The organism is Clostridium sp. CTA-5 (assembly GCF_054768135.1).
Genome location: NZ_BAAAAT010000001.1, coordinates 534,115 through 548,880 on the forward strand (window position 1 = coordinate 534,115; position 14,766 = coordinate 548,880).

The 14,766-nt window shown below is 26.5% G+C and carries 14 protein-coding genes and 2 tRNA genes; 15 read left to right on the forward strand and 1 reads right to left on the reverse strand.

Annotated features, from left to right (window positions below; all coding sequences use genetic code 11):
• Positions 1–372 precede the first annotated feature (372 nt).
• The 12 genes from ACYUET_RS02360 to ACYUET_RS02415 all read left to right on the forward strand — a co-directional run bounded on the left by ACYUET_RS02360 (position 373) and on the right by ACYUET_RS02415 (position 11,491).
• Positions 373–1,074, forward strand: a complete 702-nt coding sequence (locus tag ACYUET_RS02360; RefSeq protein ID WP_460277605.1) for a response regulator transcription factor — start codon at positions 373–375, stop codon at positions 1,072–1,074.
• Between the two features lie 111 nt (positions 1,075–1,185).
• Positions 1,186–2,106 (forward strand): ATP-binding cassette domain-containing protein, encoded by a 921-nt coding sequence (locus ACYUET_RS02365; RefSeq protein WP_460277606.1) that lies wholly within the window; start codon positions 1,186–1,188, stop codon positions 2,104–2,106.
• Complete coding sequence (locus tag ACYUET_RS02370) at positions 2,099–2,857, forward strand: ABC transporter permease (protein ID WP_460277607.1); 759 nt, start codon at positions 2,099–2,101, stop codon at positions 2,855–2,857. Before ACYUET_RS02365 ends, ACYUET_RS02370 begins: the two co-directional genes overlap by 8 nt.
• A 33-nt stretch (positions 2,858–2,890) precedes the next feature.
• A complete protein-coding gene (locus ACYUET_RS02375) occupies positions 2,891–3,835 on the forward strand; it encodes a sensor histidine kinase (RefSeq protein WP_460277609.1) in 945 nt (314 codons plus the stop codon).
• A gap of 235 nt (positions 3,836–4,070) precedes the next feature.
• Positions 4,071–4,568: a cupin domain-containing protein gene (locus ACYUET_RS02380; protein WP_460277610.1), complete on the forward strand. Its 498-nt coding sequence runs from the start codon at positions 4,071–4,073 to the stop codon at positions 4,566–4,568.
• 38 nt (positions 4,569–4,606) lie between these two features.
• Positions 4,607–4,987, forward strand: a complete 381-nt coding sequence (gene gloA2, locus ACYUET_RS02385) for an SMU1112c/YaeR family gloxylase I-like metalloprotein (protein WP_460277611.1) — start codon at positions 4,607–4,609, stop codon at positions 4,985–4,987.
• Positions 4,988–5,224: 237 nt separating this feature from the next.
• Positions 5,225–6,424 (forward strand): FprA family A-type flavoprotein, encoded by a 1,200-nt coding sequence (locus ACYUET_RS02390; protein ID WP_460277613.1) that lies wholly within the window; start codon positions 5,225–5,227, stop codon positions 6,422–6,424.
• Between the two features lie 514 nt (positions 6,425–6,938).
• On the forward strand, positions 6,939–8,846 hold the full coding sequence (locus tag ACYUET_RS02395) for an acyl-CoA dehydrogenase family protein (protein ID WP_460277614.1): 1,908 nt from the start codon (positions 6,939–6,941) through the stop codon (positions 8,844–8,846).
• A gap of 51 nt (positions 8,847–8,897) precedes the next feature.
• A complete protein-coding gene (locus ACYUET_RS02400; protein WP_460277616.1) occupies positions 8,898–10,097 on the forward strand; it encodes an FprA family A-type flavoprotein in 1,200 nt (399 codons plus the stop codon).
• Between the two features lie 453 nt (positions 10,098–10,550).
• Positions 10,551–10,979, forward strand: a complete 429-nt coding sequence (gene mscL, locus ACYUET_RS02405; RefSeq protein WP_460277617.1) for a large conductance mechanosensitive channel protein MscL — start codon at positions 10,551–10,553, stop codon at positions 10,977–10,979.
• 355 nt (positions 10,980–11,334) lie between these two features.
• Positions 11,335–11,411, forward strand: a tRNA-Arg gene (locus tag ACYUET_RS02410).
• Between the two features lie 4 nt (positions 11,412–11,415).
• Positions 11,416–11,491, forward strand: a tRNA-Lys gene (locus tag ACYUET_RS02415).
• A gap of 192 nt (positions 11,492–11,683) precedes the next feature.
• Here the strand turns inward: ACYUET_RS02415 and ACYUET_RS02420 are convergent.
• A complete protein-coding gene (locus ACYUET_RS02420; RefSeq protein WP_460277619.1) occupies positions 11,684–12,016 on the reverse strand; it encodes a hypothetical protein in 333 nt (110 codons plus the stop codon).
• A 345-nt stretch (positions 12,017–12,361) separates the two neighbouring features.
• Between ACYUET_RS02420 and ACYUET_RS02425 the strand changes: the two genes are divergently transcribed.
• From ACYUET_RS02425 to ACYUET_RS02435, 3 genes are all read left to right on the forward strand, one after another.
• The gene (locus tag ACYUET_RS02425) at positions 12,362–12,700 is read left to right on the forward strand and encodes a cupin domain-containing protein (protein WP_460277620.1); all 339 of its coding nucleotides are present in this window, start codon (positions 12,362–12,364) and stop codon (positions 12,698–12,700) included.
• Between the two features lie 4 nt (positions 12,701–12,704).
• A complete protein-coding gene (locus ACYUET_RS02430; RefSeq protein ID WP_460277621.1) occupies positions 12,705–13,040 on the forward strand; it encodes a cupin domain-containing protein in 336 nt (111 codons plus the stop codon).
• 444 nt (positions 13,041–13,484) lie between these two features.
• Positions 13,485–14,585, forward strand: a complete 1,101-nt coding sequence (locus tag ACYUET_RS02435) for a PQQ-dependent sugar dehydrogenase (RefSeq protein WP_460277622.1) — start codon at positions 13,485–13,487, stop codon at positions 14,583–14,585.
• Positions 14,586–14,766: the final 181 nt, after the last annotated feature.

The following is a 14,766-nucleotide window of genomic DNA, read 5'->3' on the forward strand; positions in this document are numbered from 1 at the left end:
ATTAACAAGAGTATTCATTGTTAATTGCCTATTAAAATACATTTAATTAGATTCTTAATATTGAAGCTTTTGGTATTTATATTAAGAAGTAATATATTCATAAATATCTTCTCTTATAGGTGTAATTAATTGATAGTTTATTTCTACAGCTGTTTTAGATAAGTTTGTTGAGCATTTTATTAGAATTAAAAATATATGTAGATAAATACAAAGCAGATTAGATTTTGAACTTGGATATTGTCTTATAATTATGTAATATAATATGTGGGATTAAAATGTAATAAATTGATTTATATAACAAATTTAAGAGGGATATACTAATAGAAATTTTAATTATAAAAAATAAATTATGTATTTAGAGGTAGGTATTGTATGAATATGAAAAATAAGATTTTAATTGTTGAAGATGAAAGTGATATAAATAAATTGCTTTGTAGTATTTTAGAAAATAAGGGTTACAGAGTAAGAAGTGCTTTTTCAGGAACTGAAGCTTTAATGTGTGTAGAAAATGGAAAGTGGGATACAATTTTGCTTGATTTGATGATTCCAGGGATTAGTGGAGAAGAGGTGATATTAAAAATAAGAGAAATTACAAAAACTCCAATAATTGTAGTGAGTGCAAAAACTTCTAAAAAGACTAAATTAGAGTTATTAGAAAATGGAGCTGATGATTTTATTTGCAAGCCTTTTGATCCAGATGAAGTTGTTGCAAGAGTTAAGTCTAATTTAAGAAGATATTTGGAATTTTCTAATCCGAATGAAATAAATAGTGAAGAAAATTTTTTGAAGTTTAAAGATATTATTTTAAATATGGAAAGTAAAGAGGTGAAGGTTGAACAAAGTACTATTACATTAACAGCAAGAGAATTTGCAATATTAGAATTATTATTAACTAATCCTAAAAAGGTATATAGTAAATCTAATATTTTTGAAAGTGTATGGGGGGAAGAGTTTTTAGGAGAAGATAATACTGTAAATGTACATATAAGTAGATTAAGAAATAAATTGGCAAGCGTTAATAACAAAAATTATATAGAAACTATATGGGGAATGGGATACAAGTTAGTTAAGTAAAGTAAGACATTATTATTAATTTAAAAGATTTAAGAGTTTTGAAAGGTTTTAGTAAAGTTTTCTTATAGAACATTGTTTATTATAAAGACAAGTTCATAAGGAGGAGATAAAATGAATGAATATATATTTAGGTGTAGGAATATCAAAAAATTATATAAAAAGGATAAGGTTTTAGATAATATATCTATGAATATAAGAAAAGGTGATATATATGGACTTATAGGGAAAAATGGTGCAGGTAAAACTACAATGATTAGAGTTATTTCTGGACATATTATTCCAAATCATGGACAAGTTGAATTATTTGGATATAGTGAGAATAAGGAAATTACGACTCAAAGAAGTAGAATGGGTGCTTTAATAGAATCACCAGCTATTTATCTTAATATGACATCAAAGGAAAATCTTAAACTTATAAAAATTCAAAGAGGAATTCCAGGAACTAAATGTATTGATGAAACTTTAGATTTAGTAGGACTTAAAGATGCTGAGTATAAGAAAACTAAAAATCTTTCATTAGGGATGAAACAAAGATTAGGAATTGCTATGGCATTATTAAGTGATCCAGAATTTTTAATTTTAGATGAACCTATAAATGGTTTAGATCCAATTGGAATTAAGCAAATAAGAGAACTTTTACTTAGAATTAATCAAGAAAGAGGTACTACTATTCTAGTATCAAGTCATATATTATCAGAACTTACTCAAATTGCTAATAGATATGGATTTATTAATAATGGGAAATTAGTTGAAGAAATTAAAGCAGATGAGTTAATTAGTAAATGCAGAAATTACATTAACTTAAAAGTAAAAGATTCTACAAATGTTTCAGTTATTTTAGAAAAAGAACTTGGAATAAGTGATTATGAAGTTTTTCCACATAATAGTATAAGAATATATGATGAATTTGATTGTGAAAAAATTACGTTATCTCTGGCTAAGCACAATATAGGAGTTACAGAAATAATTCAAAGAGGCGAATCATTAGAAGATTATTTTACAAATTTAGTTGGAGGAAAAGGTAATGAATAATTTAATTAGAGGAGAATTTTATAAATTAATAAAAAGCAAGTATTTTATTTGGATGATAATTTTGTCATTAGTTTTTGGATTTTTTTTAATGTGTCAATGGGATACTGATGTACAAAGATTACAGGAGGTACATCAAGAAAGGATGAATGGATTATATGCAATAACATATGCATTGCAATATATTATAAGTACTATTTTTATAATTGCATTAATAGCAGGAGAATTTATAGCAAAGGATTTTAAAAATAGTAATATAAGTAAAAGTTTTAGTTATGGATATAGTAGAAGCAAAGTTATATTAAGTAAATTAATAGTATTTATAATATTTTGTTTATTTTTAGAATTGATATATATATTAGTTTTAGTTGGATATGTTTCATATAATAGTGGTTTTTGTAATGTTTTAAATTTAAATACTATTTTATACTTATTTAGGATAAGTAGTGTTGGAGTTATGTATATTTTATCAATAATATGTATTATTGGTATGATTGCAATAATAACAAAAAGTAATTTGTATACAATTATTTCACCTATTTTATTATTTATAATTTTTCAATTGTCTAATTTAACTAATGGATCATATATATCAAAAGCAGCTGGTTTTATGCCTTATATTATTGGTCCAGTTGCAACAAGACCATTTTCTACTAAAGAAGAAATTATAATAAGTATAATTTCTTCACTTACAACTTTAATTATAACAATTAGTGTGAGTTTATTATATGGAGAACGTGAAGAGATTAAGTGATAAATTCTATTTATACAAACTAGGAGGAGTGAGATGTGTTTAGTAGCTATCATTTTAGTGATGATTATACTTATTATATATTCTATAACAATAAGTATAAAAGTATTTTCATATAAGCAACAAATATTAGGCATTACAACTGAAATTAAATGTTTTAACGACAGGCAAATATTAAAAAAAATTAATACTGAAATAAATAATAAATATATTGAGGATTTGGCTTTTGAAATTAATGAGTGCTTAGAATTGTATAGAAAAAATGAACAAGAAAAGGTTAAGTTTGAAAATACATTAAAACAAGGGATAGCTAATATGTCTCATGATTTAAGAACACCTTTAACATCAATAATAGGATATTTAAAATTGCTTGAAAATGATGAGGTAGACAAAGAAGAAGCCTTAAAAATAATCAAAAATAAAACTAATAAGCTAAATGTTCTTATAAATGATTTTTTTGAACTTGCATCAATAGAAAGTGAAGATTATGAATTGGAAATTACAAAAATAAATTTATCAAATATATTAAGTGATGAGATTTTATCATTTTATCAAGTTTTTGAAGATAGAAATATAAAACCTAATATTAATCTTTTTGATAAACCAATATTTATAAATGGAAATAAAGAGAGTTTAGAGCGTATAATAGATAATTTACTTTCTAATACATTAAAATATGCAGAAGATGATATTAAAATAAGTTTAGAAGAACTTAATAATAAAATTATTTTAAGCTTTTCAAATAGGTGTATGGGTATTGATAAAGAAGATATAGTGCATATATTTGATAGATTTTATATGGCGGATAAAGTAAGAAAAGGAAAAGGTGCTGGATTAGGATTATCTATCGTAAAATGTTTAATTGAAAAGATGGATGGTGTAGTAAGATGCAAATATGAAGACAATATAATAACTATAGTATGTGAATGGAATGATGGCAATAATATTGAGGGTGATATAGTTAAGATATTTAAGTTTTAAAATAGTATATAAGTTCAAATAAAGTTTGTTTATTAAATATAAATCAAAATATTTATAAAGATATTATTGTTCCTTATAGTAGTGTTGCTTTATTAATAAGATATTTTTGGATATAATATAGGTAATATAATTTATAGTAAAGTTTAGTAAGTTTAAAGAATTTAAATAAAAAATTATAAATATATTAAATCAATTAGAAAATATACATTAAGAACAATTTGAGAGGAGCAATTAAATGTACACATCAGATTATTTTATAGAAAAACTAGATATGATATCTCATCCAGAAGGTGGATTTTATAAACAAAGTTTTATTTCAGAAGAGAATATCTCAGCTAGAGGGTTAAATGTTGAAAGTGAAGAATCAAAAAAGGTTTGGACTAGCATATATTTTCTACTTAGAGATGGTGAAGTTTCAAATTTTCATAGATTAAAATCAGATGAAATGTGGTATTATCATTCAGGTTCTTCATTAACTATTTATATGATTACCCCTGAAGGAAAACTTATCACAGAAGAACTTGGACTTAATATTGAAAAGGGAGAAAAGCCTCAAGTATTGGTTCCTAAGGGATACATATTTGGTTCTGCAATGAACAATGAAGGTTATGCTTTAGTTGGTTGTATGGTATCACCAGGATTTGAATTTAAAGATTTTGAATTGTTTGAGAGAAATTATTTATTAGATAAGTATCCAAATCATAAAGAAGTTATTCTTAAGTTAACAAGATAGATAGATTGAATTTTTTTAATATATGAGAGGACTAATATATGAAGTTAGAGATAATTCATCATGTAGCAATAATAGTATCCGATTATAAGAAGTCTAAAGATTTTTATGTAAACAAATTAGGTTTTAATATAATTAGAGAAAATTATAGAGAATCTAGAGATGATTATAAATTAGATTTAAAATTAGAAGACTGTGAATTAGAGATATTTGGAATGAAAAACAGTCCTAAAAGAGTATCAAGGCCAGAAGCATGTGGACTAAGACATTTAGCGTTTAAGGTTGAATGTATAGAAGATATTATTAGTGAATTAAATAAAAAAGGTATAGAAACTGAACCTATAAGAATCGATGAATTTACTAATAAGAAAATGACATTTTTCTTTGATCCTGATGGTTTGCCATTAGAGTTACATGAATAAAAATTGAACAATAGAAGTTTAATAAATAAAGCATCAATACTTAAATCAGAGTATTGATGTTTTTTCTTATGTTTTAATTATTGTACTGATTTATCAAGAGAAAATTCTTTAAACTTAAATCAAGTTAAAGTCACTACTGGTTCATCAGCTTTTATTTAAGAACAATATAAAAAAATGTTTATATAACTTTAATTAGGAAAACATAATAATATGTATTTACTAAAAGGAGGATTATTTATGTATTGTGTTAGAAAAGTAATGGATGATCTTTATTGGGTTGGTGGAAATGATCGTCATATAACTCTTTTTGAAAATATTCATCCTGTTCCAAGAGGAATTTCTTATAATTCTTATATACTTTTAGACGAAAAAAATATACTTTTAGATACTGTTGATTGGTCAATTGCTTCTCAGTTTATTCAAAATATTGAAGAGGTTTTAAAGGATAAAGAATTAGACTATATGATAGTAAATCATGTTGAGCCAGATCACTCAGGATGTATTGAAGAAATAATTAACCGCTATCCTAATATAAAGATAATTTGTACACAAAAAGCACATATGTTTATGGAACAGTTTGGATTTTGTATAAAGGATAAAATTATAGAGGTTAAAGATGGAGATGAAATGTCTTTTGGTAAACATAATTTAAGATTTTTAACAGCGCCTATGGTACATTGGCCTGAAGCTATGGTAACATATGATACTATTAATGGAGTCTTATTTTCAGCAGATGCATTTGGAACATTTATAAGTTTGGATGGAAAATTATTTAATGATGAAATTAATTTTGAAAAAGAGTGGATTGATGAAGCCAGAAGGTATTATGCTAATATTGTGGGAAAATATGGAATGAACGTACAGACTTTATTAAAAAAGGTTAGTAATTTTGAGGTGAAATGTATATGTCCTTTGCATGGTCCAATATGGCGTAATAATTTGAAATATTTTATAGATAAATATGATAAATGGAGTAAATATGAAGCGGAAGAAAAAGGAGTTTTAATAGTTTATGGAACAATGTATGGAAATACAGAAAGCGCAGCAAATTGTCTAGCTACAAAGCTTGTTGAAAAAGGGATTAATAATGTAGTTATGTATGATGTTTCAAGAACTCATGTATCTTATTTAATATCAGAAACATTTAAATATAGTCATATTGTTTTGGCGTGTGCAACATATAATTTAAATATTTATCCACCAATGTTAAATTACTTACTTGACATGAAAGAACTGAATCTTCAAAAAAGAACTTTTGGTATTATAGAAAATGGTACTTGGGCAAGTAAAGCTGGAAAACTTATGCGTGATTTATTAAATGAAATGAAAGAAGTAGTTGTTTTAGATGAAGAGGTATCATTAAAAACACTCTTAAAGCAAGAAGAAGTTAATTATATTGAAAATTTAGTTGATAGTATAATTTCATCAATGAAATAAACCAGTTATTACTGTGTAAAAAATACTTAAATATTATATTACTGTCTTAAAATAATTATTTTATATTAATATTTACTTTAGCTTATTAGTTAAGTAAATATTTTTTAAAAGATTATTTTTAAGGCAGTTTTTATTTTAGAAATATTAAAGTCTAATTTCATCACTAAAAGTATATTTATATATATGTTGCAATAAGAATTAATTAAGAAAAGAACTATGTATGCCTTTGTTGTGCATTTAAATTTTCATTATGGCTTAATGTTTTGTAATAATTATTATTAAAAGATAAAAATAGGGTTGTAATAATTTGTTTCAAGTAATATAATAAATATGCAAGGTAAATATATACAATTTATGGATATATTTCGGAATATATAAATATATCATATGTTTATAATTTTATTTGCAAAACTAAATAGACATCAGAGGTTTATTGTAGCAGCTCAAGGTTGTAGTTTAAGAGATTTTATGGAATATCATTAATAATAGGTATTGATTAAAGGGAGGAAAATTTATGTTATTTAAGACTACAGTACAACATGAGAATTTGAGGAAAAAAATCAGAGAGTTTGCGGAAGAAGAAGTTAAACCTATAGCATTTATGCTTGATCAAGAAAATAAATTTCCATCAGAAGTTATTAAAAAATTAGCTGATATTAATATGATGGGAATACCTTATGCAAAAGAGTATGGTGGAGCAGGTCTTGATGTAATAAGTTATGCTATTGCTGTTGAAGAATTATCAAGAATTGATGGTGGAACTGGTGTAATTTTATCAGCTCATACATCTTTAGGATCTTATCCAATTGCAGCATATGGAACAGAAAAACAAAAGAAAAAATATTTGATTCCTTTAGCTAAAGGACAAAAAATAGGGGCTTTTGGTCTTACTGAAGAAAATGCTGGAAGTGATGCAGGTGGTACAGAAACTACCGCTGTTTTAGATGGAGATTATTATATATTAAATGGAGAAAAAATATTTATTACTAATGCAGGTAAAGCTGATATTTATATTGTATTTGCAGTTACCACACCTGGTATAGGAATTCGTGGAATTAGTGCATTTATTGTTGAAAAAGGCTGGGAAGGTTTTAGTTTTGGAAAACATTATGATAAAATGGGAATAAGATCTTCTGCAACAGCAGCTTTAATATTTAATGATGTTAGAGTTCCTAAAGAAAATTTGTTAGGTAAAGAAGGTGATGGGTTTAAGATTGCTATGTCTACATTAAATGGAGGACGTATTGGAATTGCAGCACAAGCACTTGGAATTGCACAAGGAGCTTATGAACACGCTTTAGAGTATTCAAAAGAAAGAATACAGTTTGGCAACCCGATTTGTGAGCAGCAATCTATTGCTTTTAAGTTAGCTGATATGGCAACAAAGCTTAGAACAGCTAGAATGCTTGTTTATAGTGCAGCAGAATTAAAGGGAAACAAAGAACCTTATATTATGGAATCTGCAATGGCTAAGCAATATGCGTCTGATGTTTGTTTGGAAATTGTTAATGATGCTCTTCAAATATTTGGAGGTAGTGGTTATCTTAAAGGAATGGAAGTTGAACGTGCTTATAGAGATGCTAAGATTTGTACAATATACGAAGGTACTAATGAGATACAACGTATAGTTATTGCATCTCAGATTATAGGAAAAACTAAAAAGAAAGCAAGTGTAAATAAAAGTTATGGAAGTGAACCTGAAACAGGTTACCGTAAAAAAACTATTTTTAAAGATGGAACACTTGAAGAAAAAGTTAATAATCTTGTAGAAGCTCTTAAAAAAGACGGTTATGATTTTACAGTTGGAATTCCCATAGATACACCAATTAGTAAAGCGGATAGAGTAGTAAGTGTAGGCTTAGGAATAGAGAAAAAAGAAAATATGAAGCTTATTGAAAATTTAGCAGTACAAGCAGGAGCTGCTATAGGATGTTCACGTCCAGTTGCAGAAACTCTTAAGTATTTACCGCTTAACCGATATGTAGGTATGTCAGGTCAAAAATTTAAAGGAAATCTTTACATTGCTTGTGGTATTTCAGGAGCAGGCCAGCATTTAAAAGGTATAAAGGAAGCTACTACAATAGTGGCTATAAACATTAATCCTAATGCAAAAATATTTAAAAATGCTGATTATGGAATAGTTGGAGACATGATGGAGATATTACCTATCCTAATAAAAGCGTTGGACAATGGTGAGCCTAAAAAAGAAGCTAAACCAATGAAAAAGATGAAGAGAAGTATTCCAAAGAAGGTTGTTCCAACATGGAAACATTATGTGTGCAATGGGTGTGGATATGAATATGATCCAGGCATAGGAGATATAGAAAATGAAGTACTTCCAGGTACATTATTTAAAGATATACCTGAAGATTGGACTTGCCCTGCATGTGGAGAAGAGAAAAATGTGTTTATAGAAGTATAATTAATTAAATATGATAATATATGTAGCTAGTGTGAAGGAGGAATTATATTCATGTATTGTGTTAGAAAAATAACAGAAGATCTTTATTGGGTTGGGGGAAATGATCGTCGCCTTGCTCTTTTTGAAAATATTCATCCAATTCCAAGAGGAGTTTCTTATAACTCTTATTTACTTTTAGATAAAGAAACAGTACTTTTTGATACTGTAGATTGGTCAATTTGTCGTCAATTTATTGAAAATATTAAACATCTTTTAGGTGATAAAACTTTAGATTATATGGTTATTAATCATGTTGAACCAGATCATGCTGCGTGTATAGAAGAAATTATTCTTCGTTATCCAGATGTGAAGATAATATGTACCCAAAAGGCTACAATGTTTATGCGTCAATTTGGATTTGATATTGATGGAAGAGTTATAGAAGTTAAAGAGGGTAATAAGATGTCATTTGGAGAACATGAAGTTGTGTTTGTAGGAGCTCCAATGGTACATTGGCCAGAAGCTATGGTAACATATGATCTTACTAATGGTGTGTTATTTTCAGCAGATGCATTTGGAACATTTGGTTCTTTAGATGGTAAATTATTTAATGACGAGGTTGATTTTGATCGTGACTGGATTGATGATGCTAGAAGATATTATACTAATATTGTAGGAAAGTATGGAGTTCATGTACAAGCTTTATTAAAAAAAGCTAGTAATTTAGATATAAAATTTATTTGTCCATTACATGGTCCTGTATGGCGTAATGATTTTGGATACTTTTTAGGTAAGTATGATAAGTGGAGTAGATATGAACCAGAAGAAAAAGGTGTAATGATAGTTTATGGAACAATGTATGGAAATACAGAAGCTGCAGCTAATGATTTAGCAACAAGATTAGTGGAAAAAGGTATGAAAAATGTTGTTATGTATGATGTTTCTAGTACTGATATTTCAGACTTAATTTCAGAAACTTTTAAATATAGTCATATAGTTCTTGCATCTGTAACTTATAATTTAAATTTATATCCACCAATGTTGAATTATATTATGGATATGAAGGCTCTTAATGTTCAAAATCGTACTTTTGCACTTGTGGAGAACGGAACTTGGGCACCTCAATCAGGAAAGATTATGCGTAAACTTTTAGAAGAATTAAAAAATACAACTATTTTAGAAAATGATGTATCTTTAAGTTCTTCAATGAAGGAAGAAGAAGGCACATCAATGGATGATTTGGCTAACAATATTATTGAGTCAATGAAATAAGGCATATTTAAAAAATAAACTTAGTTCCCATTCATGAACAAAATTTGTGAATGGGAACTTTTTATATTTTAAACATAAACAATAAGAAGTATAGTTTTTTTCTTCACATTTTATTACTATAAGAATTAATAATATAGACTTAATATTTATAGGGAAAGATAATATATAAAAATCTTGTTTATGCAGATTTAAGGTACAGAGAGTATTATGGTAAAATGTTCGTTTCAATAAATGGATATTAGGTTGAGCAATTAAAAGAAAACTTAGAAAAATTTATTTTATCTATATGAGGAAGTAAATTTAAATTCAGAAGCTTTTTTTTCTGGAGAAGAGGATTTCTTATAATATGTATTATTAAAAATATAATGCCAGAGTACTTTTATGATTAAAAGTGATTAAATGTGATAAAATATAAAGAAATTAAAATAACTAAGGAGGAAAAAATAAAATCATATGAAGAAATTTTTAAGTGAATTCAAGCAATTTGCATTAAAGGGAAGTGTGATTGATTTAGCAGTAGGTGTATTAATAGGTGGCGCATTTCAAAGTATAGTAAAATCTTTAACAGATGATATAATATCTCCAATAATAGGTGTGTTTGCTAATAAGGATTTTAGCGATTTAACTTTTGAAATTTTTGGTGCAACTATTAAATACGGCTCATTTATAACTGCAGTAATAAATTTTTTAATAATGGCATTTTTAATATTTTTACTTGTTAAAGGTATGAATAAATTAAGCAATCTGGGTAAAAAGGATATTATTGAAGAAGAAAAAGAAATTACAATTAAAGAATGTCCTTTTTGTTATAGTGAAATTGATATAAAAGCAACTCGTTGTCCAAAATGTACATCTCAATTAGAAGTAAATCAAGATGCATAAAATGAGTTCAATTAAAGTATCTACTTTGTTGGTAGATGCTTTTTTGTGCGTTTAATCTTTTTGATAGGTGGAATAGAGAGTTAAAGTAAATTCCTCTAACGATGAGTTTTATACTAAAAGATTAACACTATTAAAAAATAGCCAAAAGTTAAGAAAAATATCTAAAATTATACTATATTAGGATATTTACAGTTAAATTGTAAAAATAGTGTTGACAATTTATATTATGTGTCTTATAATAGACAAGCAGTCAAGTTGCAGGAAAGTTATATTTGATAATAATATAGGATTTATAAATCACTGAAGTTTAAGATTAGATTTATAATATATATTATATTTCAGATTTTACATATATGCGTTTTTAGCTCAGCTGGATAGAGCAACGCCCTTCTAAGGCGTGGGCCAGGGGTTCGAATCCCTTAAAACGCACCATTTTGGTTCACTAGCTCAGTCGGTAGAGCACATGACTTTTAATCATGGTGTCCCGGGTTCGATTCCCGGGTGAGCCACCAAACTTTAAGCTTAAAGTAGAAATATAAATTTTTACTTTAAGCTTTTTTGATGTAAAGTATTATTAAATAAATGGAATAAATAAAAAGAACGATAAACCTCAACAATAGCATTGTTGAGGTTTATTTTAGTTATAATATAGCAATAAAGTTAATGGTGGGATTAATTTTATTAAAAAATTATAGTATAAAAAATTAAAATAATATATTTGGTTTAGTAGATTTTAAGTCATTTGCCTGTTCAATATTCTCTTCAGTTGGTTGATAATTAGCTTTTGAGTCTGGTAAATAAAGTCGCTTAAATTTTTTAAAATCAGCAGGTCCAGGTTCACATTTAGCAGAATTTAAACCATTTGCCTGTTCAACGCTTTCCATACTTGGACGATAATCAGCTTTTAAGATAGAAGGATAAAGTGTTTTAAAGTTTTCAATATTAGAAGTATCAGTTTCTGAAGAATGTATTTGAGGTATTTCTTCTTTAATAGAGTTTCCTTGAACTTGATTATTTAGAATTTTTTCCTTATTCATAGCTATCACTCCTAACATAATAGTTTTAAGATTAGTTTGTATTAAGTAATATCTCAAATTACAGCATAACTAAATAAAATTTAATTATATTATTATTGTTTGAAAAAACGTGTTTATTAATTCAAGGAATATTTAGATTTTAGACAATATAGTGGAAGAACTATTTTAAGTATGTTAATAAAAATAATGAAGATTTAACAGAAATTTTTATAGTTTATTTATAGTTAATTTTATATAACAAATAAAATAATAAATGCTATTTGGGGAAATAATATAAATAGTAGAAAATATGTTTATTTAAAGATAAAAATTTTTATATAACAAAGTAGTAAGGAGAATATAAAGGTGGAAGAATTAATTAAAAATATAGAAAAAGCAAAGGCAATAGATTTTGATAGTTTGGTAAGTTGTAATGAAGGTCAAATAGAAACTGTTACAATGGCTCAAAAGAAAGGCGTAGGACTTACGGCATTAGCATTTGGAAAAGGAGAAGGAGTTGGACCACACGCAGCTAAAGGTGATGCTATGATTTATATTCATAAAGGAGTGGCAACTGTAAAAATAGGTGATGAGGTAATGGAAGCTGATGAAGGCCAAGTTGTAGTTATGCCAGCTAATATTCAGCATCAAGTGACAGCAAAGGAAGATATGAAGATGCTATTAATAGTAGTAAAAGAGGGATAGATATATGAAATATTTAAGAAATATAGATCCATTTAAACCAATAAAAATCAATGAAATGATACATCACTCAGGAAGTAAAATAGCAAGTAAGGCTTTAGTAGATAATGATAAACATGAAATAAGATTTTTTTCGTTTGCAAAAGATGAAAGTATTGATAAGGAATATTATGAAATGGAATCATTATTTATTATAATAGAAGGAAAAGTTAAAGTTGTTTATAATGAAGATGATGAATCAATAATAAGTGATGGTGATATATTTGCATTAGAAGCTGATATTCAATATGGAATAGAAGCACTAACTGATACAAAATTATTAAACATTTTAATAAAAGAATAATTTATGTTAAATAAAAATATAAATTAAAAAATGAAATTTAGTCGTACTATTTATTATTTGAATAATGGTGTTAAGGTGTATAAATAAGTTAAACTTTTTATAGAATATAGATAATAAGTATATAAAAATAGAAAAATAAAAAACATCAATACTTTAAAAAGAAGTATTGATGTTTTTTATATAAGTTAGAATATTATAATAATAAAGTCAATGATAGAGTTAATTCTATTAGATATTTATTTTATAAATAAAGTATGAAAATTGCTTATAGTATTGAATATTTAGATTTTAGATAATATAGTGCTACAGTTATCCTTTTAAATAAGTAATATAGTAATTAAATAAATAATAAAGATAAAATACGATAGGTTTTTTGAAAGGAATCCGTAATTTTTTACAATAAAACTTGATAAGTATATTTATTTAAATTTGGAGGATAACAGTATGAAAAAAACAATTTATAATATTTTATCTAATACTATACTTTACCGAAGAAATACAGCTAAAATAAAAATAAGAGGAATTACATCAAGGCAGTTTCCTTATAAAATTGAAGTTATTGCTGAAAATTTACATGTACCTTGGGCTATAGCAATAAGTGATGATGGTACTTTGTATTTTACAGAACGGTCTGGTGTAATTAGGATTATCAAAAATGGTAAACTTTTTCCACAGCCATTAATAACATTTAGATCACCGTTTGTAAGTCAAGGGGAAGGCGGTTTAATGGGAATTGCTTTAGATCCTAATTATTCACAAAATCATTATATGTATGTTATGTATTCATATAATGAAGGGAATCAAATATATAATCGTGTCGTTAGATTATTAGAAAGTAATAATCAAGCATCAATCAACAAGATCCTATTAGATAAAATCCCAGGTGGAAGAATTCATAATGGTGGAAGGATAAAGATAGGTCCGGATCAAAAATTATATATTACTACAGGAGACGCAGGAAATTCTGCATTGGCACAAGATCCTAAAAGTATAGCTGGAAAAATACTAAGAATAGAATTAGATGGTACTATTCCTAAAGATAATCCAATTTTTAATTCTCCTGTCTATAGTTTAGGACATCGAAATCCACAAGGTTTAGCTTGGAATTCAGAGAATATTTTATATGAATCAGAACATGGACAGTTAGCACATGATGAGATAAATATAATACAAAAGGGTGCAAATTATGGGTGGCCTCTAGTTCAAGGAAATGAAGAGTCTAAGGAAGTTGTGACACAAAAACCATTAATACAAAGTGGAGAAAATACATGGGCACCTTCTGGAATTGCATTTGTAAATGAAGGGCCATGGCAAGGAAAATTACTTGTTGCTAATTTACGTGGACAACAACTATTGGTAATTTCACTTAATGATAAAGGAACAGTAGTAAAGAATGTAGAATCTTGGTTGAGTAATGAGTATGGACGTTTACGTGAAGTTGTTCAGGGAAAAGATGGATCAATTTACTTAACAACAAGTAACAGAGATGGAAGAGGAAATCCAGATATAACTGATGATAGAATTATTAGACTTGTTTTAAAATAAAGAGATAGTAATGTATAGTTATCTTACTATAGTTCTAAATAGAGAAATCTTATATTTATAATATGGTTAAAATAAAAAATATAACTTTATATTATTTATTTTGTGTTTTAAGAAAATTAATATAGGTTATAATAAAATCAATGTAAATCTGAATAAATAGAGTTAATATATATGTTGCAAA

Bases quoted from the DNA above. Each gene is read 5' to 3' on its own strand.
- ACYUET_RS02430 (WP_460277621.1), top strand. From the start codon at position 12,705: ATGAAATATTTAAGAAATATAGATCCATTTAAACCAATAAAAATCAAT.
- ACYUET_RS02380 (WP_460277610.1), top strand. From the start codon at position 4,071: ATGTACACATCAGATTATTTTATAGAAAAACTAGATATGATATCTCAT.
- ACYUET_RS02360 (WP_460277605.1), top strand. From the start codon at position 373: ATGAATATGAAAAATAAGATTTTAATTGTTGAAGATGAAAGTGATATA.
- ACYUET_RS02365 (WP_460277606.1), top strand. From the start codon at position 1,186: ATGAATGAATATATATTTAGGTGTAGGAATATCAAAAAATTATATAAA.
- ACYUET_RS02390 (WP_460277613.1), top strand. From the start codon at position 5,225: ATGTATTGTGTTAGAAAAGTAATGGATGATCTTTATTGGGTTGGTGGA.
- mscL (WP_460277617.1), top strand. From the start codon at position 10,551: ATGAAGAAATTTTTAAGTGAATTCAAGCAATTTGCATTAAAGGGAAGT.
- ACYUET_RS02375 (WP_460277609.1), top strand. From the start codon at position 2,891: ATGTGTTTAGTAGCTATCATTTTAGTGATGATTATACTTATTATATAT.
- gloA2 (WP_460277611.1), top strand. From the start codon at position 4,607: ATGAAGTTAGAGATAATTCATCATGTAGCAATAATAGTATCCGATTAT.
- ACYUET_RS02400 (WP_460277616.1), top strand. From the start codon at position 8,898: ATGTATTGTGTTAGAAAAATAACAGAAGATCTTTATTGGGTTGGGGGA.
- ACYUET_RS02395 (WP_460277614.1), top strand. From the start codon at position 6,939: ATGTTATTTAAGACTACAGTACAACATGAGAATTTGAGGAAAAAAATC.
- ACYUET_RS02435 (WP_460277622.1), top strand. From the start codon at position 13,485: ATGAAAAAAACAATTTATAATATTTTATCTAATACTATACTTTACCGA.
- ACYUET_RS02370 (WP_460277607.1), top strand. From the start codon at position 2,099: ATGAATAATTTAATTAGAGGAGAATTTTATAAATTAATAAAAAGCAAG.
- ACYUET_RS02420 (WP_460277619.1), bottom strand. From the start codon at position 12,016: ATGAATAAGGAAAAAATTCTAAATAATCAAGTTCAAGGAAACTCTATT.